At 48.2% G+C, this 22,643-nt stretch carries 17 protein-coding genes; 6 read left to right on the top strand and 11 right to left on the bottom strand.

Annotation, left to right across the window (positions count from 1 at the left end):
* Positions 1-35: 35 nt before the first annotated feature.
* A complete protein-coding gene (locus tag AAGC78_RS10885; RefSeq protein WP_435784105.1) occupies positions 36-1,571 on the bottom strand; it encodes a sulfurtransferase in 1,536 nt (511 codons plus the stop codon).
* Positions 1,572-2,153: 582 nt separating this feature from the next.
* On the opposite strand from AAGC78_RS10885, the gene AAGC78_RS10880 reads away from it, so the two are divergent.
* Positions 2,154-2,993 carry a sulfurtransferase gene (locus AAGC78_RS10880; protein ID WP_435784104.1) on the top strand — a complete coding sequence of 280 codons (840 nt, stop codon included), beginning with the start codon at positions 2,154-2,156 and terminating at the stop codon, positions 2,991-2,993.
* A 107-nt stretch (positions 2,994-3,100) separates the two neighbouring features.
* On the opposite strand, the gene AAGC78_RS10875 is transcribed toward AAGC78_RS10880, so the two are convergent.
* The 8 genes from AAGC78_RS10875 to AAGC78_RS10840 form a co-directional block, all read right to left on the bottom strand.
* Positions 3,101-4,279 carry a low temperature requirement protein A gene (locus AAGC78_RS10875; protein ID WP_435784103.1) on the bottom strand — a complete coding sequence of 393 codons (1,179 nt, stop codon included), beginning with the start codon at positions 4,277-4,279 and terminating at the stop codon, positions 3,101-3,103.
* A 3-nt stretch (positions 4,280-4,282) separates the two neighbouring features.
* On the bottom strand, positions 4,283-4,567 hold the full coding sequence (locus AAGC78_RS10870; protein ID WP_435784102.1) for a hypothetical protein: 285 nt from the start codon (positions 4,565-4,567) through the stop codon (positions 4,283-4,285).
* Between the two features lie 34 nt (positions 4,568-4,601).
* Positions 4,602-7,019: an HD domain-containing phosphohydrolase gene (locus AAGC78_RS10865; protein ID WP_435784101.1), complete on the bottom strand. Its 2,418-nt coding sequence runs from the start codon at positions 7,017-7,019 to the stop codon at positions 4,602-4,604.
* Between the two features lie 157 nt (positions 7,020-7,176).
* Entirely contained in the window at positions 7,177-10,251 is a 3,075-nt protein-coding gene (locus tag AAGC78_RS10860) for an ATP-binding protein (RefSeq protein ID WP_435784100.1), read from the bottom strand.
* Positions 10,227-11,507, bottom strand: a complete 1,281-nt coding sequence (locus tag AAGC78_RS10855; protein ID WP_435784099.1) for an EAL domain-containing response regulator — start codon at positions 11,505-11,507, stop codon at positions 10,227-10,229. The genes AAGC78_RS10860 and AAGC78_RS10855 overlap by 25 nt, the downstream gene beginning before the upstream one ends.
* A 69-nt stretch (positions 11,508-11,576) precedes the next feature.
* Positions 11,577-12,416: a CheR family methyltransferase gene (locus AAGC78_RS10850; protein ID WP_435784098.1), complete on the bottom strand. Its 840-nt coding sequence runs from the start codon at positions 12,414-12,416 to the stop codon at positions 11,577-11,579.
* Positions 12,417-12,753: 337 nt separating this feature from the next.
* The gene (locus tag AAGC78_RS10845) at positions 12,754-14,262 is read right to left on the bottom strand and encodes a methyl-accepting chemotaxis protein (RefSeq protein ID WP_435784097.1); all 1,509 of its coding nucleotides are present in this window, start codon (positions 14,260-14,262) and stop codon (positions 12,754-12,756) included.
* Between the two features lie 274 nt (positions 14,263-14,536).
* On the bottom strand, positions 14,537-15,160 hold the full coding sequence (locus AAGC78_RS10840) for a response regulator transcription factor (protein ID WP_435784096.1): 624 nt from the start codon (positions 15,158-15,160) through the stop codon (positions 14,537-14,539).
* A gap of 182 nt (positions 15,161-15,342) precedes the next feature.
* Here AAGC78_RS10840 and tcdA point away from each other — a divergent pair, with 182 nt between their 5' ends.
* Positions 15,343-16,152 (top strand): tRNA cyclic N6-threonylcarbamoyladenosine(37) synthase TcdA, encoded by an 810-nt coding sequence (gene tcdA, locus AAGC78_RS10835; protein WP_435784095.1) that lies wholly within the window; start codon positions 15,343-15,345, stop codon positions 16,150-16,152.
* Positions 16,153-16,164: 12 nt separating this feature from the next.
* Here the strand turns inward: tcdA and AAGC78_RS10830 are convergent, their stop codons facing one another.
* On the bottom strand, positions 16,165-16,575 hold the full coding sequence (locus AAGC78_RS10830) for a SufE family protein (RefSeq protein WP_435784094.1): 411 nt from the start codon (positions 16,573-16,575) through the stop codon (positions 16,165-16,167).
* Between the two features lie 208 nt (positions 16,576-16,783).
* Between AAGC78_RS10830 and AAGC78_RS10825 the strand changes: the two genes are divergently transcribed.
* On the top strand, positions 16,784-17,926 hold the full coding sequence (locus AAGC78_RS10825) for a glycoside hydrolase family 18 protein (RefSeq protein WP_435784093.1): 1,143 nt from the start codon (positions 16,784-16,786) through the stop codon (positions 17,924-17,926).
* Between the two features lie 173 nt (positions 17,927-18,099).
* The gene (locus AAGC78_RS10820; RefSeq protein ID WP_435784092.1) at positions 18,100-19,434 is read left to right on the top strand and encodes a GGDEF domain-containing protein; all 1,335 of its coding nucleotides are present in this window, start codon (positions 18,100-18,102) and stop codon (positions 19,432-19,434) included.
* 9 nt (positions 19,435-19,443) lie between these two features.
* On the opposite strand, the gene AAGC78_RS10815 is transcribed toward AAGC78_RS10820, so the two are convergent.
* Positions 19,444-20,256 (bottom strand): TatD family hydrolase, encoded by an 813-nt coding sequence (locus tag AAGC78_RS10815; RefSeq protein ID WP_435784091.1) that lies wholly within the window; start codon positions 20,254-20,256, stop codon positions 19,444-19,446.
* 102 nt (positions 20,257-20,358) lie between these two features.
* Here AAGC78_RS10815 and AAGC78_RS10810 point away from each other — a divergent pair, with 102 nt between their 5' ends.
* Both AAGC78_RS10810 and AAGC78_RS10805 read left to right on the top strand, forming a co-directional pair.
* Entirely contained in the window at positions 20,359-21,135 is a 777-nt protein-coding gene (locus tag AAGC78_RS10810) for a lipase family alpha/beta hydrolase (protein ID WP_435784090.1), read from the top strand.
* Positions 21,136-22,590 carry an alpha/beta hydrolase gene (locus tag AAGC78_RS10805; protein ID WP_435784089.1) on the top strand — a complete coding sequence of 485 codons (1,455 nt, stop codon included), beginning with the start codon at positions 21,136-21,138 and terminating at the stop codon, positions 22,588-22,590.
* Positions 22,591-22,643 lie beyond the last annotated feature (53 nt).

Raw genomic sequence — 22,643 nt, 5'->3', positions numbered from 1 at the left:
AGCCTGCATCTCCAGGCTCACCATTTTTTGCGCGATTAACCGCCGCAAGGATTGGATGGAAGCGTTACGCCTTTTGAGCTACTGCTGCCACTGCTGGTGTTGCCACTACCTGCAGAAGAACTTGCAGCAGCCGGACGAATGTAGGCTTTATCTTCATTGATAACCTGGTAGGTATTTGCACCAAAACCATCCAGGATGCGCGGCGCAGCAGCGGTGTATTCCGCATCGCGTGGATTGATCAACTCCGGTTTGTTAGGGAAGTAAGGTGCAGATAATGCAGCGGTATCCCAAGGTGAATTTTTGGCAAGGATTAAATGGCCATCCTTATCGGTAAATCCAGCACTGAGAGAGTTCCACTCGATCATAGATGCGTCGTAAATACGGGTTGGCAAACCCAATACCACTACAGCAGCAATTTGTGTTACCGCCGCACGTGCAGCAGTTTCACACCACAAAATAATCTGGTCGCCTTTTTGATACGCATTGCCTGCACCTACATGTTTGTAAGTACCATCAACAAAACCTTTACCGGCCGCATCGATATTGCCTTCCAAATAAGCGCGCAGTTGTGCTTTGGTTTTAAATAAACCGGTTGCAGTATCAATCAAGTTGGTCCAGTTCAAATTCAATGCACCGCGTGGGTGACTTTGACGCGGAGCATTATTTTGGAAGCTGGAGTAACGGTTGGTTAATACGCCGCCAGCCTCACTCGCTTCGCCTGCACTGAATTGGTCAAGGCTGCGGCCATCCCACAAGAAATAACCATCTTTGGTGTTGTTGGTATCGTGAGTTGGCAACACATTAATCAAATCCTGCGCAGTTGCTTGCAAAATGGTGTTATCAACACCTAAATCGCGCACACTGCTAACGGGCTTATTAATGATCGGGCTTGGTTGATTTGCTACAGCGCCACTAAATGCAGTCGCAGTAAAATCTTCAGCAGTCCAGGTACCGCTCAGGAAATTATTTCCGCCGTCGAGGATCGCGAGATTTTTTGCATCTACGCCCCAATAACGGAAGGTGTACCAGCAGCGGCCTTGATCCATTGCTGCGCTACCACCAGTACCTTGCGCACACAAAATCAAATCGTTTTTCAGATCGATACCGTATCTACGTACCAATGCATCGGTGGTTTCACCGGAAATAACAATACCTTCAATTTCAGTCACGCCATTAAAGCGCGGCTCACGCCAGGTGTTTTCCAAATAAGTAAATACATTGGTGTTGTTAGGTTTGATAAATTCAAAACCAGCGCGGCCTTTTGTTGCCTGGAAAATAACAAGCTTGCCGGTAATGCCTGCCGGACGCTCTTTTTCCCAATTGCTGATCCAACGCTTCAAGGTTTTTCCGGTGATAACACCATTGAGGTTGTCATCGTAATTTTCGGCTGACTCCTGCGCGATATCCTTAGGTGTATTCACCTTGAATTGTGCTTGCTCAGGTGGAGTAACGGGAGTTGTATCCTTATCTTTGCTGGCTTCACCACCGCAACCGGTGAGTGCAAGGCCGATACTGATTAATAAGGTAACGATTAACGGTCGTTTACGAATGCTGTGAACGGTTGATTTCATTGTAGTAATCCTGTGCTTGGTAAAAAAAAGACAAATAGATACCATCCGCCGATGGTATTAGTGATCTAGTAACCAGGCGGGTCTTACAAATTTTTTAATAGATACTATTTGTTCAGCGCATGTTGGCTGTTTGGTACAGATCGATGCGCTGTTGCGAACAAAAAATTTCCAACCACAATGTGGAAATAAAAAAGCGAAGGAGAATCCGTTACTGCGCGAGTAGGCAAACTCTAGCTATGTCCTATAAGTTCCTACTTCCGTGATAGGCGTGTGTCTTCGATAACATAAATGCATTTACTGTGCATTATGGCGCCATGGTAAACACAACAGCTTTTAATGCCAATTTAAAATCCGGCAATATCTAGATTCATTATTTATATGCTAATAACTTAATGACTGTTTAAGCCATCATTCTGCTTTTGTTATAGTTTTCATCTGAAATGTGAATTTTATTTTTTGAATAAACATTGAGAGTGTTGTTTGCTTTTCAAACAAACCAAATTCAATTTGAAAACAATTCTCAACGTGACCCAAAAAAATATTAAATTATTTTTAAATATGTAAAGTTATACAAAGGCAACTATGGCTCGCTTTCCGCTACTCATTTCCGGCAAAGAACTTTCTGCTCATTTGGGCGAACAAAACCTGATTGTTGTAGATGTTGGAAAATCAACAGTTTACTCCCAGGCACATATTCCCGGTGCAATTCACGTTGATTATCGTCGACTACAGAAAGGCGAATTGCCTGTACCTGGTCTGGCGCCAGCGCTAGAAGATGTAGCAGCACTACTCACAGAAATTGGTGTAACACCTGAAACTCATGTCGTTGCTTACGATGATGAAGGTGGTACGCGGGCTGCGCGTTTTTTGTGGCTGCTTGATGCCTTTAGCCATCAGCATTTCAGTTTTCTCGATGGCGGTATCCACGCATGGCTTGCCGAAGATTTGCCTTATGAAGTTGAACCTGCGGTAGCAACATCAGTGCAATATCCACTCACATCATTAATTGCAAAACCACAAATAAACCTTGATTACTTGTTGAATCATTATCGTGATGAAGATGTGCAGATATGGGATGCACGCACTCCCGAAGAATTTTCAGGTGAGCGAGTTATGGCCCAGCGTCGCGGGCACATTCCCGGAGCGATTAATTACAACTGGGAAAACGCAATAGATCGTGCAAATGATGACCGGGTGCGTAACATCGATATAATTCGCACAGAATTAAATCGCGCGGGGATCAGCGGCGATAAAAAAATTATCACTCACTGCCAAACACACCATCGCTCCAGCTTCACTTGGCTGCTGGGGAAAATATTGGGGTTTGATATTATCGGTTATCCGGGTGCATGGGCAGAGTGGGGAAACCACCCTGCCACTCCGGTAGCGACCCTTTATCAAACTGAAGATTTATCAAGCTAAAAATCAAGCAGTAAAGCCGGCAGCAATTGTCGTGGATATAGTAGGAGTACCAAAAAAAAATCGCAGGCTATTAACCTGCGATTTTTTTATTTACTTTTTGCTGCGCATTAGTGAGCGCTTATCACTTCCTTTTTCAGCGAACAATTTTCCCATGCCGCTACAATAATAAGTACGCCGGTAGTAGCGGCGCTCATCGCCAACGCAGACCAATGCAATAGCGATGCTATGGGAACCAATAGTATTAACAACAAAATACCAATCAGGTGTGACAAAGGCGGCGCACGCCGATCATTAGTTACCCACTTAAACAACATACAACCGAGCAAATAGAGTGCAGGGCCGCCGAAGATTGCCGCTATACCCGCAGCAGATGCGTGATCGGGATGAACGAGCACCAACTCATCCGCAACAGCGCACACGATAATGCCGGCAACAATAGGTGCGTGCAGATAGGTGTACGCAAGCCGCGCCTGGCTGCCAGGATCAGCGGAGCCAAGAATGCGATGATGGGCGCGTTCCAGACCGGAATCAAAATAAATCCACCAAAGCGCGATTGACCCTGTCACTGCAACTAAAAAAGCGGCGATCACTTTTCCATCCCATTGTTGGTCGGAAAAAGTAGCACCAGTCACCAGCAGCGATTCGCCCAAGGCAATAATCACAAACAGTGCGCAACGCTCGGCCATGTGATTGCCTTCCACATCCCAATCCATTGTGCTCCCACGCCCCAAACCCGGCACCCAAAAAAGTGCGGCAGGTGAAATAAATTCAATAAAAAAAGCGATGCACCACAATAAAAATCGCGTAGGCCCTTCCGCAAGCCCACCGGCAATCCAGAAGATTGCAGACAGACACAACCAAATAAAAATCCGCTGGAAGCTACGCACAAAATGACGAGCACTATTGCGGATTGCATACAGGAAAAATGCTGTGCGCCCTACTTGCATACACACATAGGCGCTGGCGAATAATAATCCGCGCTCACCAAATGCATCGGGAATAGACACTGACATTAGCAAGCCAGCCAACATGAGTGCGAATAAACATAAACGCACCGGCAATCGGTCCGGGTCAAGCCAATTGGTTACCCAGGAGGTATAAATCCAAACCCACCATACCGCTAATAACAATAGGAAATGTTTGAGCGCACCGTCGAGCGTTAAATTGGCTAACAGGGAATGGGATATTTGGGTGATAGCAAATACAAATACGAGGTCGAAAAACAATTCGACCATAGTGACTTTGCCACTATGGTCGCTGCCACGTGTCCGCAATAGCGACAACATGCATCAGGTTCCTTTTTTGAAATGGGTGAATCGCCACCAGAGAAAAACTGCCGCAGCAGCAGGAACAGCGAAATTTAAAATAAACAGCGGTAACTCTTGCATAAAAGTGTAACCCGCCTGCGTAACACCGACCCACATATTCACTGCGGTCACAATAAACCAGAGCGGAATAAAAACTTGTACACCGCGCCGCATAGGTGTGAGCCCCGGCCCCGCGAACGCGCGCGCAACTAACAAGCAAAAAAACAATAATACAAAACCAGCAGTTAATACCATGATTGTATGCATAAAGCCTCCGGAAACACGGTTAGTCAGTTTATTATCATTTTCGTATGAGGTATTGCTGTACATCCACTTCATCAATTTGCGCAGGTGCAAGAAACCGCTGCGCATAATTCATATAGGTACCACTTGTTAGAAATAATTCAAATACATCGCGATCAATATGCTCATCAAGCATCATTTTGTGCAATATAGCAATGGATTCGCTCATCGACTTGGCTTTTTTATAGGGGCGATCAGCCGCCGTCAAGGCTTCAAAAATATCAGCCACTGCCAGTATCCGTTCCGGAATAGATAAGTCCTCCCCTTTTAGTTTGCGTGGATAGCCAGTGCCTTTCATAGTCTCATGGTGGGTGGATGCATACTTTGGCACCCGCGCCAGCTCCGCCGGAAACGGCAGCCCCTCCAACATACGAATGGTACTGATCATATGTTCATTGATTTTAAATCGGTCCTCTGGAGTTAGAGTGCCGCGCGCAATAGCCAAATTATGAAGCTCGCCCATGTTGTAGAGATGCTCAGGCACATCCATTTTGATGTTGTAACGGGCATGATGCTCCACACCGCCGGTGCGCGCAATAATGTGCTCCGGCTTATCCGCCAGTAAATATTCCTGCACTGGAAGTGCGACATCCCCCTGACTGAAACGCACTTCTTCTACCGGCGACAGTCCGAGGCGATTATCAAAATGGCGCTCCCAAGTGATCTGTGCAATTTCCTGCAAACGCTCGCTATCTGCCTGACTAAAAAATTCACCACCAATATTGGATTTGGCGATAAACGCAAAATCATCATGTAACTTACGACGTTGCTGCTCCAATTCAGTTTTAATTTGATCAGCTGCTTGTGGATGCTCTGCGATGGATTTTAAATAAACGATTTCCGCATCGCGCCACAAGACTTCAAAACGCATACGCACTTCGTGGATGCGATTATAAATTGCCTCCAGTTTGCTGCCCTTGTCGGCAACATGTTCCGGTACGGTAATTTTTCCACAGTCATGTAACCAGGCAGCAATCCTGAACTCCCGATACTCTTCTTCTGATGCAAATGAAAAATCCTTAAACGCTGGATCAGTGGAAGCGACAGCAGCGTCCACCAGCATTAATGCCAACTCGGGCACTCGCTCGCAATGGCCGCCGGTGTAAGGTGATTTTTGGTCGATGGCTTCGGCAATTAATTTAATAAAAGCCTCCATTAAATCACGCTGCTCCTGTTCGTGTTTGCGAATCGATGCAGCCATATCGACCATAGCGCGAGAGAGTTCATCAATTTCCTTGATCATACTCGGGTGATATTGCACCTGATTATATTGCCGCTCTTTAACACTGATGCTTTTTTCAAACAATTTACTGATCGGCTTAACCACCGGATTTGCCACCAACCAACACAGCGGCAAAAGCAATAGCAAACAACTACCGGACACGATAATAGAAACCGAAATGCGATCCAAACTGTCCTGTACTATCTTGCTCGCCGGAACAACAACCGCAAAATAATCTGGCTGGTTGTGAAGTTGTCCTAACGGAGTCACATAGGCAAAATATTTTTCTCCATTGAGTTCGAATCTCTGTAATTCATTATCTACATAACCAATTTTTGTTATATCAATCAGTTCCTTGTAGGGTAATTCTTTTATTGCAAGCGTTGATGCCAGCACCTCACCCGAATCGCGATAAACAAAAATTTCCCCTTCAGCACCACGCTGCTGTTGCTGCAAATATTCTGAGAAAGATTCGAGGGTGATATCGATCCCCAGTACAGCACCAGAGCTGGGCAAACGGATCGCATAGGTCTGCCCGGTAACTTGCTGATACGGAAATACATAGGGCAGGGATTTTTCTACACTATTTTCATGTGCGTTTTTAAACCACGGACGAGTGCGCGGATCGTAATCGCTGGCTTCATAACTAGTGGTGCGCAAATGAAATGCAGCATCAAAATAATCCAACCGCCGAACGCGTTTACCATCAACCTCGCTTACCGTATTGACTACCCAGCGATCTTCCACATTAGCCTTGATGCTAGTGCGTACCCCCTGGCTATTCTCCAGATTAATCAGTTCATAGAAGCGGCCATTGGGCATGCCCAGATAAAGACTGTAAAAAATATTGTTGTTGCGGATGATCTGTGCAAACAGATCACGTACACCCGGCGCTTCATTTTCTGCATCAATCAACAGTGGATATTGCACCACTACACTGGCGACCTGGCTCGCCCGTTTTTCAATAGCTTCAATAAAGGTTCCGGTGTTTTTTGCAGTCGCTTGATAGTTGGCTAGTGCATTATCAATCGCCATGCTGCGACTGAAATAATACTGCAAGCCTATAGCAAAGCAGGAGGTAATGAACGCGGTCATCATTACCAAACCAACTACCATCAGTCGGGCGGAAATGCGGAAGGGTATGGATGAAATCAGGGTTGGGTTTTGCGGGCTCGACGGAGGCTCGGAAGACAAAATACGTTTCCTTTAAACAGTAAACATTGAAATGCAAGGTACGCGGCGCGCACTCTATCAGCTATAACATACCATTGTGACGTGAATAAAAATACTTTGAGTTAAAACAAAAAAGAGCGAAATTTCTTTCGCTTTTACATTTTTTAACGCGCAATATTTATACTGCCGGTTTAATTAGTAAACAGCGACTCACTAATTCCACCATCGCAGTCAATTGCTCATTCAATTCAGCAACCAATGCACTTTCGTATTTTCCGGTGTGTAACTGCTGTTCAAGATTAAAACAAATAATCTCCAGTTGATTCATCCCTAAACTGCCCGCTAGCGATTTAAGCGAGTGCACCTGATTAAGTGCCTCCGATAAATTAGCCACCAAAAGCTGACGTAATTGATCAGGAAATTGAGCGCGTTCCTGAGCAAAACGTTCCAGCAGGCGACGATACAACGCCTCGTTGTTCATCAGATTATGCAGCGCGCGTGCGGTGTCTATGCCACCATGTTGTAAAAATTCAAACGTGTTCGCCTTGGGCACCAAACTTTCCGCAAGGCGGCAGGTGTGGCCCCACAGCTCTAACACCTGATGTAATTGGGTCGGTTCAATGGGCTTGGATAAATAGTCATCCATTCCCGCTGCCAGATAAGTTTCTTTATCGCCCGGCAATGCATTGGCGGTGACGGCCACTATAGGCAAATGTTTACCTACAGCCAGTTCACGAATGCGCGCCGTCGCTTCTACGCCATCCATACCAGGCAATTGGATATCCATTAATACCAAATCAAAAACCTGTTGTTGAATCGCTGCAATCGCCTCAGGCCCGGAGCCAACGCAGAGCGCTTTTACCTCCATGGATTCCAATAGCGACAGCATAATCTCCTGATTCAATAAATTATCTTCCACCACTAATACGGTGCAATTAATCGGTGTTAATTTGGTTGGTGCAGTAGCTGCTTTGATCAGGTTCGCTGGTGCGACTTGCCGATTATTTTTTTCCAATTGCACCCGCAGCATAAAACAACTACCCTGCCCCAACTGGCTTTTTACATCGATATGCGCGTTCATTAATTCAGCGAGATTTTTGCAGATAGATAAACCCAAGCCTGTTCCTTCAAACCGGCGGGTGCTGGATGAGTCGACTTGCTGGAAAGGTTTAAACAATTTTTCCAACTTATCCGCATCTATTCCAATACCAGAATCTTCCACTTCAAATAATAATTCAACCCGCTCTTGCCAATCGCGCACCTGGGTGACGCGAATACTGATGCTGCCTTGATCGGTAAATTTCACCGCATTCGCACAAAAATTGATAAGGATTTGCCCGAGCCGCAGCGCATCACCAAGCAATCGAGGTGGAATATTTTTGTCGATATTGACCTTAACGTCCAAACCTTTTTCTGCCGCTTTTTCCCAAATCAAATCAACAACTTTATCGATTAATTGATCAATCGAAAATTCGCTGTGGTCGAGTGCGAGCTTGCCCGCCTCCATCCGCGAGAAATTTAAAATATCATTGATAACTTGCAACAAATGCTCACCCGAGCCGCGCATTTTTTCCAAATAGGTACGCTGCCTCGGTTCAGGTTTACTCGCGAGTGCAATGTGCGCAAGACCGATAATCGCATTTAACGGCGTGCGAATTTCATGGCTCATATTGGCGAGGAATTCGGCTTTGGCTTGCGATGCAGCAAGCGCTTCATCTTTTGCGCGCATCAATTCATGGGTGCGTTCATTTACCAAATATTCAAGATTGTGATTCACCTCTGCCAAGCGCTGGCTGGTGATTACCTGATCGGTTGCATCCATCCATAAGCAGGCAAATGAATGGGGAATTTGTTCTTCGCTGTAAATAACAGGGAAGCGCACAATGCGGTAATAACACTGTTTTCCATCGGGATCACGCAGCGCAGTAATAAAATCATTCCAGTAGGATTCGGGACCAATATGTTCTTCAGCTTGCATCAAGGGCGTAAGCCATTTGGGTGCAGGAACTTCGTGGAGGTTGCGGCCGAGCAAATCACTCTTATCTATTTTCATAAGTTTGCAAAACGCAGGATTCACCACCAATAGGCGATGATCTACTGAGGTCATATGTGTCGCCGCAGGCAAATTATCGAGCAGCGAACGGAAGCGGCCTTCGCGCACAATCAAACGACGACGGTTGGCAATTGCGGTCATGGTCAAGACCACAATCAACACAATCGCACTCAAACTTAAACCAATAATAATATTGCGCGATGCGAGATAGGGAGCCATTGCCTCACGCACATCCTGCTCGATGATAACGCCCAACTCCATTTCGCTAATCCAACGACCAGCACCCGCGACCGACATACCGCGATAATCGTCGTAACCAATTTTAATAAAACCGGCTTCACGATTAATTAAAAAATCCACCATTTCTGTCAGCACTCCGGGTTCACCATCAGCGTCGGGAACTTTAACCTCTGTGCCGATACGCGAGTCATCCCAGTGGGGCTCGGTACTGGTTAAATTGGTCGACCCAAAACGCGGTGGGGTGATAAAGCGGCCGTGATTATCGATTGCATAAATTTCGCCGGAAGCGCCATTGCGGCCTTTAAAAAAAATCGGGAAAAAACTCGATTGCGTATTAAAACGCAAACAAAAATAACCGGGCGCGGTAACTTCCGATTCAAATAACACGCACATGTTTTGCATAAGTGAACCCGCCGGTTGCAGGCCACGCGGGCCATCAAGCGGGCGAATTGCCACCACCGGGCGGGAAATTGCCGGGCGCCGTGTAAGCGCTTTATCCAGTACTTCCATCGTCTCGGGCAACAGCACTGGTTGTTTGCGATAGGAACTGGTGCTGGCCGCCACAATAATCCGCTCGTGATTAATCACCGAAAAACCATCAAAGCCCATTACGGTCAGCACAGGATAAAGCCAATCGCCCAAAGCCTCGTGAGTCACAGGATTATCGCCCTGCTCCAACAACACTTGTTTTAATAAAATTTTACCTTGCGACGAATTAACCAGCATTTGCAGCGCACCGAGATTCTGCTGCTGCCAGATAGTGATCAACTCAGAGAAGGAATTAAGTGAGGTTTGTAAATGCGCGCGGATTACCCGCTCCTGGCTGGAGTGGATGTGGCGCAATGCGAGGGTAGTAAAAAAAAATAGCAGCACTATTGCTAGCGCTGCCGATAACAGGGTGGGATTGACTAGCGAGAAAAATCGAAAGTGTTTGTTTATCCAATACTTGAGGTTTGGCATATGGTTGATTTACGTTGTAGATCCTGTTCGACCCAGCCTATCAGATCGCGCCCCGGCATGGGTCGCGCTAATAAGAAGCCCTGCACCTGTTTACAACCCAGGCTTTTGAGCAAGTGTAGCTCGGCTTCGGTCTCTACACCTTCTGCAACGGTAGTAATTCCTAAACGTTGACCCATTTCGATGGCCGATTTCAAAATATTGCGCATATATTGTCGCGCCGGCGCGCCGTTAATAAACGAGCGATCTATTTTCAATTCGGAAAAGGGGAAGCGCGACAACTGCTGCATGGATGAAAAACCCGTGCCGTAATCATCGATAGAAATGCCAAAACCTTTGAGGCGCAAGCGGCTGATAGTAGCCAATGCAGATGGTAGATCCACCACCAATGCGCTCTCGGTAATTTCAAAGGTGAGGTAGTGCGCAGGAATACCCTGACGGATAACGCGCTGGATAATTTCGTTGGCCAGGTTAAATTCAGCGAGAGATTTAGCGGAGAGATTGATGGCCACGGGAATATACTGGCCCTGGTCCCACCAACTATTCATATCCTGCAAAACCTGATCGAGCACCGAGAGGGTCAAGTCGCCAATCAAACCGTGCTCTTCGGCCAAAGGAATAAATACGCTTGGCTGAACCCATTCACCTTGATGATTTTTCCAACGCGCCAGCGCTTCAACGCCCGCTACACGCATGGATTCAAGATCAATTTTTGGTTGGTAATACACCTGGATGCGCGCGCGATCCAATGCGGTTTTTAATTGCCCGACATCGGTGCTGACCGCATCGCCGGATGCGGCATCCAATGGACAAATACCGGAGTTGTAACTATTGAGCGCGTCCGCTAAATCGGTTGGGTTTACTGGCTTGCGAAATGCGCCGAGCAAGGTAATTCCCAAGGCTTCAGCCATAGTGGCAACTGCACTGATAAGCACTTCATCGGAACTGCTCGCGAGAACCACAGCAGGTTTGTGCGATAACTCCGCCAATTGTTGCAGCACTTCAATGCCGTCCATTACCGGCATTTCCAAATCGAGCAACATCACCGCCGGAACTTGTGCGAGCTGACCCAATTGATCCATCGCCAATTTACCATTGGCCGCTTCGTATACCTGATTAATTCCAAACGCGCGCAAGCACAGATGCGCACTGTATCTGTGCATGCTGCTGTCATCGACAACCATTACGCCACGCTCATGAATATTTTCATGCAGGTTGACGGCCTGGCTCAGGTTCGCTGATGTATTAAGAGAAATCATAAATCGCTCAGAAGCTCCGAAGTACGGAAGAATAGCAAATTTATACACATTAATAGCTACCTGTTCCGGTTAACTTGCAAAACGCTTGAATGCAGCGGCTGCTTGCGGCTTGCGATAAATCGATGGCCGCACAGTGGTCAGGCCAGTATTCAAACCTTGTAAGCTCTCGCAATGCCCCAGAATTAACCAACCACCAGGACGCAGTGCGCGCAATAAATTTTCAACCACTTTTTGCTTGGTTGCGTTGTCGAAATAAATCATTACATTGCGCAAAAAAATAACATCGAATTGCGCATCGTCTTCGCGGGCATTTAACAGATTGTGTTGTTCGAAGGTGATGTGCGAGCGCAGTGACGGTACTACCGCAAGCATACCTTCGTATTCACCAATACCGCGACGGCAATAATTTTTGAGGTAATCTTCAGGAATTTGGTTGATGCGTTCAGCGCGGTATACACCCGTGCGGGCGTGTTCAAGCACTTTGCCGGAAATGTCGGTGGCCAAAATATCCCAATTGGTTTTACCCAAGGTATCGGCCAGCACCATTGCGATACTGTGAGCTTCTTCACCAGTGGATGAAGCTGCGCACCAGACGCGCATTTTGTTGTAGCCCTGCTGCGGAATAATTTCATCGCGCAGGAAATTAAAATGCGCTGGCTCGCGGAAAAAATAGGTTTCGTTGGTGGTCAATAAATCCAGCATGGTATTGCGCTCTTGCGCACCCTTGGGGCTGGAGACAAACGAAAAATAGGCTTCATAACTATCAAACCCGAACAGCTCCAGTCGACGCCACAGACGGCCAGTCACCAATGCAGTTTTATCTGCACCGATAATAATACCCGCCGTGCGATGCACGTAATCGCGAATCTTGTGGAATGCAAAAGAGCTGATTTGAGTTTGGGAGCCCATGGTCTTAGGCCACCTGCCTGGTTGGAGTCATTGATGAAATCAAAGGTCTGTTCATTAGGTGGTTCCTTGACTGTTAAGAGCGAATATATTGATGAGCGTGAATAAAACCTTATTGCGAATTACGGGAGCTATTTACCGGGCACTTTGGACACCAGTTGCAGTGGTTCCCAGTGTGGGGGTTTGGCAAAAAACCGGTGAGAGTAAAAATACTCAGGTGGCGTGAGGAATTACCCCTAGGACAACCTTGTCAGCAATGACCCAATCCATAGGCCGGTTCCGCTGTAGCTGCAGGATAACGGCTACAGCAGAGGTAAATCCCAAGGATCTGGCATCTCGATCAGGTGCGGAAAAAGCCCATGACTTCTTTGAGCTGCAACGCCTGGCTACTCATCTCTTCAGCCGTTGCGGTCAACTCTTCCGAGGCAGAAGCATTGGTTTGGGTGGTGAGGGATAGATCGGCAATTGCCATATTGATCTGGTCAAGACCGGTGCGTTGCTCAAGCGAGGCAGCGGCGATCTCGCGCACCAAATCCGCCGTTTTCGCAATCGATGGCACCATCTCACCCAGCAAGCGGCCCGCTTGCTCGGCAGTATTGACGCTGGATGTTGCCAGGGTTCCAATCTCCTGCGCCGCAACTTGCGAGCGTTCGGCCAGCTTGCGCACCTCGGCTGCCACTACCGCAAAACCGCGACCATGCTCACCGGCACGGCCTGCTTCAATAGCGGCATTGAGCGCGAGCAAATTGGTTTGGTAGGCGATGTCATCAATGATGCCGATTTTCGCAGCGATAGATTTCATCGCCTCCACGGTTTGGCTAACCGCTCCACCGCCTTCTTTGGCGTGGCGCGATGACTCGGAAGCCATACCGTCGGTGATGTTGGCGTTATCCGCATTTTGCGCGACGGTAGAGGCAATCTCTTCCATAGATGCGCTGGTTTCTTCCACGCTGGAGGCCTGATTTGCCGCATTTTGCGCGAGGGTGTTAGATGAAGCGGAAATTTGCTCGGACGCTGCCGCCAGCGCTTCAGCTGAACTGGCAACTTGACGGATCACATCGGTAAGGCGGCCCACCATATTACTCATGGCCGCAAGCAAACTGGTGGTATCGCCTTTGCGCAATTGGATCGCAACCGTCAAATCACCTTCGGCGATTTGGCGTACCACCTGATTGGCATAATCCGGTTCACCGCCCAATTGACGGGTCACTATGCGCGTGACAAACAGGCCGAAGCCTATAGCTAACCCCATGGACACCAGAATAATCACAATCATCACACTGCGCATTTCGGCAATTGCTGCCTTGCCTCTTACATCAGCTTCTGCGCCCTGTTTATTGTTGCCTTCAATCAAAGCCGCGTAGGCTTCTTCAATCTCATAACTGGCGAGGCGCAATTCGTTATCGCTCAATACCGTTGCTTCCGCGACCTTGCCGTCTAACAGTAACGCCGCCAGCTTATCAGCCAAAACCAAATAAGTTTCTTTGGCCTTTTTCATTTTTTCGACCAGCACTTTTTCGTCTGCATCCAAATCCGATTGGGTGTACAGCTCAAAACTTTTCGACGAATTAGCCCAATGGGTCACCATGCGCGTTTGGGTTTCCTTGATGTCTTCCGGCGTTTGCGAAGGCAGGCGGGTGACTGCGCGGGTATACACCAAAAAGCGGCTGTAGGAAGTGGAGAGGTTATCGATAGCCACCAGATTGTTGTTGTACATATCGCTCATCAAATGGCCCACGCGTACAATATTTTGTAGCCCGTACACGCCAACGCCAGCGGTAATTAACGCAAGGGTGATAAACGTAGTCAGTAATTTTGCGGCGAGGCTGAGCCCCATAAACCATTTCATTGCGCGATGCCCTCATCCAAACCTGAAAAAAGCGGCCGACCCGGCAACCAAACCGGTATCACCGCCTGCATTTTCTGCTCGTAAATCCCTAGGCGACCAAATGATAAAAAATACTAATTCGCCCGGAAAAATAATCAGAAGCGCAGCTCGCTGGATAAAGGGAGATAAGGAAGGTAATGAGGATGAGTGATGAAAGCGCCGCGCAAAAATCGCGGCGCTATGTCTGTATAGCTTGCACTATGTGTGACGGATGGGGATCAGGGTAAGTAGAAGCTTAGCGCGCAGCGACAGGTTGCATAAAATCGCGCATCAATTCCAGGGCTGAATTCACGCGCAGTTTTTCCATAATACGTGCGCGATGGTTTTCAACCGTGCGCACACTCAGGTTGAGTTTGCTGGCGATATCTTTACTGGGCAGACCATCGAGTACCGCTTGCAGGACTTCCTGCTCTTTCGGGGTGAGCAACGCCATGCGCGCTTCCCGCGCAGCCAGATACAAACGCTGTTGGTGCAACTGGCGGCTGAGTGAGAGAGCCGCTTGCAGCTTCTCTAAAAATTGGTGGCCATTAATCGGCTTTTCGACGAAATCAAACGCGCCCTGCTTCATCGCTTCCACTGCCGCACTGACCTCGGCATAGCCAGTGACGATAATCAGCGGCGGCGGCACTGCGTAGCGCTCTTGCAAGGCTTTGTGCAGCTGTAAACCGCTGACGCCGGGCATGCGCATATCAGAAATCACACATTCGCAAGGCAGCGGAGAATAGGCGCTCAGAAAGGCTTCGGCACTGTTAAAACACACGGGCTCGACGCCTATGGGTTCCACAATACCGCTCATCAATTCGAGGGTGATACTGTCATCGTCAATCAAATAAGCCGTTGCTGCTGCCGATCTATTCATGAAGCACTCGTCGTTAACACTGCTAGTAAATTAAATCCCTGATGCTTCCTGAGTGTAGCAGAATGCGCCAAAATTACCGGCGCCCAACCTTGCGTTTGTGCGCTATCTCCGTTAAAAAGCCGCCAAATTTATTGCTGTATCCTTAGGTTGCTAACCCAGCCAACCTTTATTCAGAGTCGCTTATGAACAAACCCGTCTCCCCGGACTATCTCCAACGCTTTGGCGGCCTCGCCCGGTTATATGGACAGGATGCGCTGCCCGCATTGGCTAATGCACATTTTGCGGTGATCGGACTGGGCGGTGTCGGCACCTGGGTAGCGGAAGCACTGGCGCGCTCCGGTGTGGGCGAGCTGACATTGATCGAGATGGATGAGGTTTGCGTTACCAATACCAATCGCCAATCACACGCACTCAAATCCAATCTTGGCCGCTCCAAAAACCAGGTGATCACCGAGCGCTTGCGCGATATCAACCCGGAATTGGTGATTCATTCGATTGAGGATTTCATCGATCAGGACAATATGAAAACCCTGATCGGTAAACAGCACCACGTGGTGATCGATGCAATCGATGCGGCGCATTTGAAAGCGCGTTTGGTGGCCTACTGCCTCGCGATTAAAGTGCGCCTGATTACCATCGGCTCTTCGGGCGGCAAGCGCGATCCACAAGCAGTAACCGTGGATGATTTGGGCCGCAGCATCAGCGACCCTATGCTCGCCAAAGTGCGCAGCCAACTTTATCGCCACCACAATTTTGCGCGCGATAAAAACCGCAAATTCCGCGTTGATGCCGTCTACTCCACCGAGCAAATGGTCTACCCAAAACCGGACGGTTCAGTGTGCATGGACAAACAAGCGCTGGCCGACGGCGTAAAACTCGATTGCGCTGGCGGTTTTGGCTCCAGCGTGATGGTGACGGGGACGTTTGGTTTTGTCGCGGCGACGCGTGCGATTGAGCGCTACCTGACACGAGTAGCCGGCAAAGATAAATAAAAAACGAGGGAATCAGGCAGCATCCAACAATTGATGGATGCGCGCAATAATGGCCTGCAAACCATTATTGCGTGACGGAGTCAGGTGTTTTTCCAAACCCAACTGCTGCAATTGCTGCTTCAAATCCAATCCCTGTAATTGCGCCGCTGACTTTCCATTTACCAAGGTCAATAGCAGCACCGCCAAACCGTTAATGACACTGCTGTCAGAATCGAACGCGAAATAATGCAATCCTGTATCGTCCTGATGGTGTAACCACACGGGCAACTCGCAACCTTTGATCAGATTGGCGGGCACACGTATCTCCGGTTTACGCTGCACCAATTTTCCCCACTGGATAATCAGGCGATATTGTTGCTGCCAATTGGTGCTAGCCATCAAGTCAGCGATTGCTACACTGGTTAAATCATCGCGGGGAATCACGCTGGCGGTCTCAAATCGGGGAAGAGGCGCGATTATAAGGGCAAGACGAAACTTTAAGAATCTTTACCCGCAGGAAAGATCCCATTCCTGTTGGTCACAGTTAGAATGCGGCGATAAACAATAATTGCTGCACGACAGCAACTGTAACTACCACCGCCCCCACACTCTAGCGAACGATCATCATTAGCTTGTCCTTTGAGGGATGTTTATGAAATCGTTTTTGTATTCCGTTGCTGCACTGGTATTTGCCATGTCACTCGCTGCTTGCAGCAATCAACAAACCGTCACCCTGGCCGCAAAACCGGCTGACACCACGCCACCGGCTTCTGCCAAAGTGCTTGCCTATTACATGGGGGATGGCTCGGATTTACAGCGCTACAACTTCAACCAACTCACACACATCATTTACAGCTTCCTGCACTTAACGGATAACAAGCTGAGTTTTGATTCAGATACCGACAAACAGGCGCTGCAGCGTTTGGTCGCACTGAAACAACAATATCCGCATTTGAAAGTGATGATCGCACTCGGTGGTTGGGGTGGCTGTGAAACTTGCTCGGATATTTTTAATAGCGCCGAGAATCGCAAAGTGTTTGCGCAATCCACCCTCGCGATCCTCAAAGAATACAACGCCGATGGTTTAGATCTGGATTGGGAATACCCGACTATTCCCGGTCATCCAGGGCACAAATACGCGGCTTATGATCGCGCTAACTTTACCGCCTTGATACAAGAATTGCGCACGGCATTTGGTAACCAATATCAACTCAGTTTTGCCGCCGGCGGCTTTGATGACTTTTTAAAAAAAGCCGTTGATTGGGATGCGATTATGCCGCTGCTGGATAACGTCAATCTGATGACCTACGACATAGTCAACGGCGCGACGCCACACACCGGCCATCACACTGCACTTTTCTCTACACCACAACAAAAAGATTCCACCGATAACGCCGTGCAATTTTTATTGCGCAAAGGTGTAGCGCCGGAAAAAATTATCATCGGCACCGCATTTTACGCACGCGTGTGGAAAGAAGTCAGCGCAACCAATAATGGACTTTATCAACCCGGCGTTCACACCGACGGCGCACACTTTAAAGCTTTCCCTACGCGCTTTGATAAGGCTGATGGATTTGTTTATCACTGGGACGATATCGCCAAAGCACCCAGCATTTATAACCCGGAGAAAAAAATATTCGCCACCTTTGATGACCAGCGTTCAATGGCAGAAAAGGCAAAATACGTTAAAGACCATAAGCTGGGCGGAATGATGTTCTGGCAATTACCGCACGACACCGACAAAGATGGCTTGCTGGATTCCATCTATAAAAATCTGACCAATACAGTCAAATAATTCGACACCAGTAAAACACTGGTTGCAAAGCGCACTTTTACTGCAAACTTAATTATGAGTTTGCAGTAAAAGTCTAATAAAAGTTATAAAAATAATAAGAGTGTAAACTCTTGCTGTCAGACCGATAAAATTTGTGCTTTACTTGCGAAAATTAACAAAAAACCGCACTGACCATGACCATCCAGCACGACATACTGAAAGCACGACTGCTCGGATTATTAATTGTTGTTACCCTGATCGCGCTCGCGTTCCAAAATTTTGGACCGGAAAAGCTACTGGTCCTGGGGCAGGACGATAGTATTCATGTGGAAGTGATCGACGACCGCAACAACGGCGGCAACTCAATTGCATCGCTCAAGCGCGATGGCGAGAGTTTTATCCTCAACTGCGAAATCATTCCTTCCGATTACCAATGGCCCTATTGCGAGATCAGTTTCATCCTGATTGATGCGAAAGGACGGGGCATAGATTTAAGCAACCATCATCAGGCAACCGTCTGGGCAAGATACTCAACACCGCAAGATTTCGGGGTTCGCTTTCAGTTGGTGAACTTTAATAAAGCCTACTCCAACGTCAAAGACTCCAATACCCTTAAATACAATGCGATTGAATTGTTCAATACCCACGAGCGCTATCCACAAATAGTCCAACTGCACCATATGCAAGTGCCGACCTGGTGGCTAAGTCAAGGCAGAATCCCTCCGGATTACTGGGGACCAGAATTCAATGAAGTGCGCGGAGTGCAAATATCAACGGGCGAGCATGTAAAACCCGGTGTATACCAACTGATTATTGATCGGGTGGAAATCAGCGGAAAATACATCAGCGATCGCACACTCTATTTTAGCTTGCTCTGTGTGTGGACTCTGCTTGCGCTGGCCTATTTCGTCGACACCCTGCGTAAAGCAAAAAGAGAGCTGCACAACAATCAGCAGCGCCAAAAACAATTGGAAGCGCTCAACACACTGCTGAATCAGGAACATCAACAACTGGAAGAACGCCTGACCCGCGACCCACTCACCGGAGTCCTGAATCGCGACGGCTTGGCGCCGGTGTTTAACCAAAACTTTAGTGGCGACACCACGCCCATGCTGTCTCTGATTTTTATTGACATCGACCACTTTAAAAACATTAACGATACTTACGGGCACAATGTCGGTGATCAGGTGTTACTGGCATTTTCACAAGCACTGAGTGAAAACACACGCACCCAGGATTTGATTGCGCGCTGGGGCGGTGAGGAGTTTGTATTGGCTTGCCCGGATACCACCATAGAAAATGCCGTTGGTCTGGCCGAAAAATTACGTCGCTGTATTGAAGAAAATGATTGGCCTAAAGCCTTGCGGGTTACCGCCAGCTTTGGTGTAGCACAAATGCAAAAAAATGAATCGCCCACCGATTTTATCGCACGCGCAGATCGCGCACTCTATGTGGCAAAAGCGCAAGGCCGCAACTGCGTGCGCACCTCCAATCAATCAACCTCTAACACATCACCCAACACTAACTAAGCACAATAATTATTGGCGATAAAAAAGTGTTTGGGTATTGTTCCATATTGCAGCTTCAATATCGGCGCAGCTAACACCACGCAATTCCGCTAATACCTGCGCAACCAGCGGAATATATTCCGGACTATTACGTTGCCCTTGTTTGCCGTGCAGCGGCATATCCGGTGCGTCGGTTTCCAGCAGTAAATATTCAAGTGGGATTTTTGCTACTGCCGCGCGTGTTTTTTGCGCCCGCTCGTAGGTGATAGATCCACCCACCCCCAAATAAAAACCCATATCAACGAATTGCCGCGCAATTTCGTAGCTGCCGGTAAAAGCGTGGATAACACCACCAGAATTCACTCTCGATTTTTTTAACTGCGCAATTAATTCATTGTGCGCCCGCACGCAGTGAACGATGAGCGGTTTGTGCAATTGATTGGCAACGTCGATATGAATATCCAGTAATTGCTGCTGCAGCGCCACAGGTGTGGCGATCATTTTATCCAGCCCGCATTCGCCCACTGCCACGCACGTTGGAGAACCAGCGATTTCATCGCAAATAAGCGTGCGGATTTTTTCTTGTGTTGATTCATCAAGAAAGCCTTCAGCATTTTTTTTGAACCACTGTTGCTGTTCGATCCAATGCGGATGAATTCCCGCGGCATAACACAAACCGGGATATTGCTCACACAATTGCGCCGCCCTTTCCCACTGCACAGGCGTCACCCCCGGCATTAGCAAACCGGTGATGTCTTGTTGATTACATGCCTGCCAGAGCGCAGCGCGGTCAGCATTGAACTCGGCAAAATCAAAATGACAATGGCTATCAAAAAACGGCATGGTGTTAATCGCTGTATTTGTTTATCGCGGCAAGGCTGCAGGTAAAAAATGCGTTGAGTCCATAGTGTGGCATAATTTGCATGCTACTACCGGGAACCCTAGATGAACATATCGACACGCGCACTACTGGTTTGCATCAGCATCACCCTGCTCGGCACTGCGCTCTCCAGCTGCACAAGCAACCCACTACCCTCCAATCACAACGCCAAAGAATGCGTGATTCTGCTACACGGCTTAGCTCGTTCCAGTGACTCCATGTTGCCCATGGCAGAAAAATTACACGCGCAGCATTATCGTGTAATCAATGTCGATTATCCCTCGCGCCAGTTTCCTATCGCAAAACTCGCTGAGCTTGCCATCCCGCCCGCGTTGGCAAGTTGTCGGGAGCATCCCATCGACAGTATTCATTTTGTGACCCACTCACTTGGTGGAATTCTGGTACGCCAGTATCTGAGCGAGCACAAGATTCCTGAATTAAATCATGTTGTCATGCTGGCGCCGCCCAATAAAGGCAGCGAGATAGTGGACCATTTAAAAGACTTGCCACCGTTTGAATGGCTTAATGGTCCAGCCGGAGATGAACTGGGCACAGGTGAAGAAAGTCTGCCGAATAAACTCGGGCCAGTAAATTTTGATGTGGGTGTGATCGCAGGCACACGCAGTGTGAATCTTTTATTATCGCTGTACTTGCCCAATCCTGATGATGGCAAAGTCTCGGTCGAGAGCACTAAAATTGCGGGCATGCACGATTTTATTTCGCTGCCGGTATCGCACCCGTTCATCATGAAAGATGAAGCCGTTATCGAACAAATAATTCATTATTTACGCGATGGACATTTTGCTCACCCGCCGGTAGCGATTGAGCACAAGGAGCCTTAGATGCATGTCAAATTACCCCTTGTTGTATTGCTTGTAACAGTGTTTTTTATTGGAGGTTGTTCCACTTTGCGCAACGCGAAACCCTGGCACCGTATCGATCTAACTCAGGAATATTCCGCAAAAAACTTTTTGCAAAAAGACGACGACCAATGGCGGGATTATCTCGCGCAGGAAGATAAAGTGTTTGCCGAACTCACCGAAAAATTGGCGGAATCGGACACCACCAATGGCTATCGCTACGAACAAAATTCGCCGTTAAATCCACTCTTGCAAACACCCAACTGGAATCACACCTTTGTCTTAACGCCTAAAAAAATTCGCGCAGGCATTGTGATGCTGCATGGCCTGACCGATTCACCTTATTCAGTGCGCAGCCTTGCGCAATCGCTGGAGCAACAAGGGTTTTTAGTGATAGCCCTGCGCACTCCCGGCCACGGTACTTTGCCCTCGGGATTATTGAGCGCGCGCTGGCCGGACTGGGTGGCCGCAACTCGCCTTGCCGCGCAAGAAGTAAAACGGCAACTGGGCGATAACCCGAATTTTTATCTGCTCGGCTATTCCAACGGTGGCACCCTCGCGCTGAATTACACGCTGGATGCACTGCAGGATAAAGACCTGCCCAAACCCAAAAAAGTTATTTTGTTATCGCCCATGATCGGCATCAGCGAATTTGCCGGCCTGAGTAAACCGCTGGAAATTATTGGCCACTTGCCGCTGCTAAGTTCCAACCGCTGGCTGAACAGAACACCGGAATATAACCCGTTTAAATACAATTCATTTCCCGTGAACGCAGCCTGGCAAGCGCATCGTTTTTCGCTGCAATTGCAATTCAAAATTTTGAAGATGTCGAAGCTGCATCAGCTACAAGATCTCCCACCGATACTGACCTTCCAATCGGTGATGGATGCCACAGTCAAAACCGACGCGCTAGAGAAATATTTGTATCGCCACATGCCCGCGAACAATAGTGAGCTGGTGTTGTTTGATATCAACCGCCACCACAGTTTTGTGCCCATTACACGCCCGGCTGCGACGAACCTTATGCGCAATACCTTTGGGGTCGGACCACACACTTACGATCTGGTAAAAATCGGCAATCGCGATGCAACCACCATGGCAGTCAGCGAACGGCGGCAAGCGGCGGGTACGACAGATGAAGTAGTGCGACCGCTCGATCTGGAATTTCCGCCGGGCGTATTTTCGCTGTCCCACGTCGCCCTGCCGTTTCCGGTGGACGATCCGGTTTACGGCCTCACTCCACGGCAAGATGAGTTTTTCGGCATTCGTTTGGGCAGCCTGCATTTGCGCGGGGAAAGCAACACGCTGATCATCAAAGCCGAAACCGACATGCGGCTCTACTCCAACCCCTTTTATCCCTATATGCAGGAGCGCATTTTTGAATGGCTGGACGTTAATGCAAATGGGACTAACACCGCAGGCGGACAGACCTTATAACGATTTTCCCCGGAATGAGGCAAAACAGGGAATTGCCAACTATGCTGTGATCT

The organism is Cellvibrio sp., from assembly GCF_039207905.1.
GTDB lineage: Bacteria > Pseudomonadota > Gammaproteobacteria > Pseudomonadales > Cellvibrionaceae > Cellvibrio.
This window is presented reverse-complemented; position numbering and strand designations above follow the sequence as displayed.

What these genes read in the sequence shown, in the direction of transcription:
- AAGC78_RS10825 (WP_435784093.1), top strand. Translation starts at nt 16,784, where the DNA reads ATGAAATCGTTTTTGTATTCCGTTGCTGCACTGGTATTTGCCATGTCA.
- AAGC78_RS10820 (WP_435784092.1), top strand. Translation starts at nt 18,100, where the DNA reads ATGACCATCCAGCACGACATACTGAAAGCACGACTGCTCGGATTATTA.
- tcdA (WP_435784095.1), top strand. Translation starts at nt 15,343, where the DNA reads ATGAACAAACCCGTCTCCCCGGACTATCTCCAACGCTTTGGCGGCCTC.
- AAGC78_RS10875 (WP_435784103.1), bottom strand. Translation starts at nt 4,279, where the DNA reads ATGTTGTCGCTATTGCGGACACGTGGCAGCGACCATAGTGGCAAAGTC.
- AAGC78_RS10880 (WP_435784104.1), top strand. Translation starts at nt 2,154, where the DNA reads ATGGCTCGCTTTCCGCTACTCATTTCCGGCAAAGAACTTTCTGCTCAT.
- AAGC78_RS10870 (WP_435784102.1), bottom strand. Translation starts at nt 4,567, where the DNA reads ATGCATACAATCATGGTATTAACTGCTGGTTTTGTATTATTGTTTTTT.
- AAGC78_RS10840 (WP_435784096.1), bottom strand. Translation starts at nt 15,160, where the DNA reads ATGAATAGATCGGCAGCAGCAACGGCTTATTTGATTGACGATGACAGT.
- AAGC78_RS10815 (WP_435784091.1), bottom strand. Translation starts at nt 20,256, where the DNA reads ATGCCGTTTTTTGATAGCCATTGTCATTTTGATTTTGCCGAGTTCAAT.
- AAGC78_RS10885 (WP_435784105.1), bottom strand. Translation starts at nt 1,571, where the DNA reads ATGAAATCAACCGTTCACAGCATTCGTAAACGACCGTTAATCGTTACC.
- AAGC78_RS10860 (WP_435784100.1), bottom strand. Translation starts at nt 10,251, where the DNA reads ATGCCAAACCTCAAGTATTGGATAAACAAACACTTTCGATTTTTCTCG.
- AAGC78_RS10805 (WP_435784089.1), top strand. Translation starts at nt 21,136, where the DNA reads ATGCATGTCAAATTACCCCTTGTTGTATTGCTTGTAACAGTGTTTTTT.
- AAGC78_RS10845 (WP_435784097.1), bottom strand. Translation starts at nt 14,262, where the DNA reads ATGAAATGGTTTATGGGGCTCAGCCTCGCCGCAAAATTACTGACTACG.
- AAGC78_RS10810 (WP_435784090.1), top strand. Translation starts at nt 20,359, where the DNA reads ATGAACATATCGACACGCGCACTACTGGTTTGCATCAGCATCACCCTG.
- AAGC78_RS10850 (WP_435784098.1), bottom strand. Translation starts at nt 12,416, where the DNA reads ATGGGCTCCCAAACTCAAATCAGCTCTTTTGCATTCCACAAGATTCGC.
- AAGC78_RS10855 (WP_435784099.1), bottom strand. Translation starts at nt 11,507, where the DNA reads ATGATTTCTCTTAATACATCAGCGAACCTGAGCCAGGCCGTCAACCTG.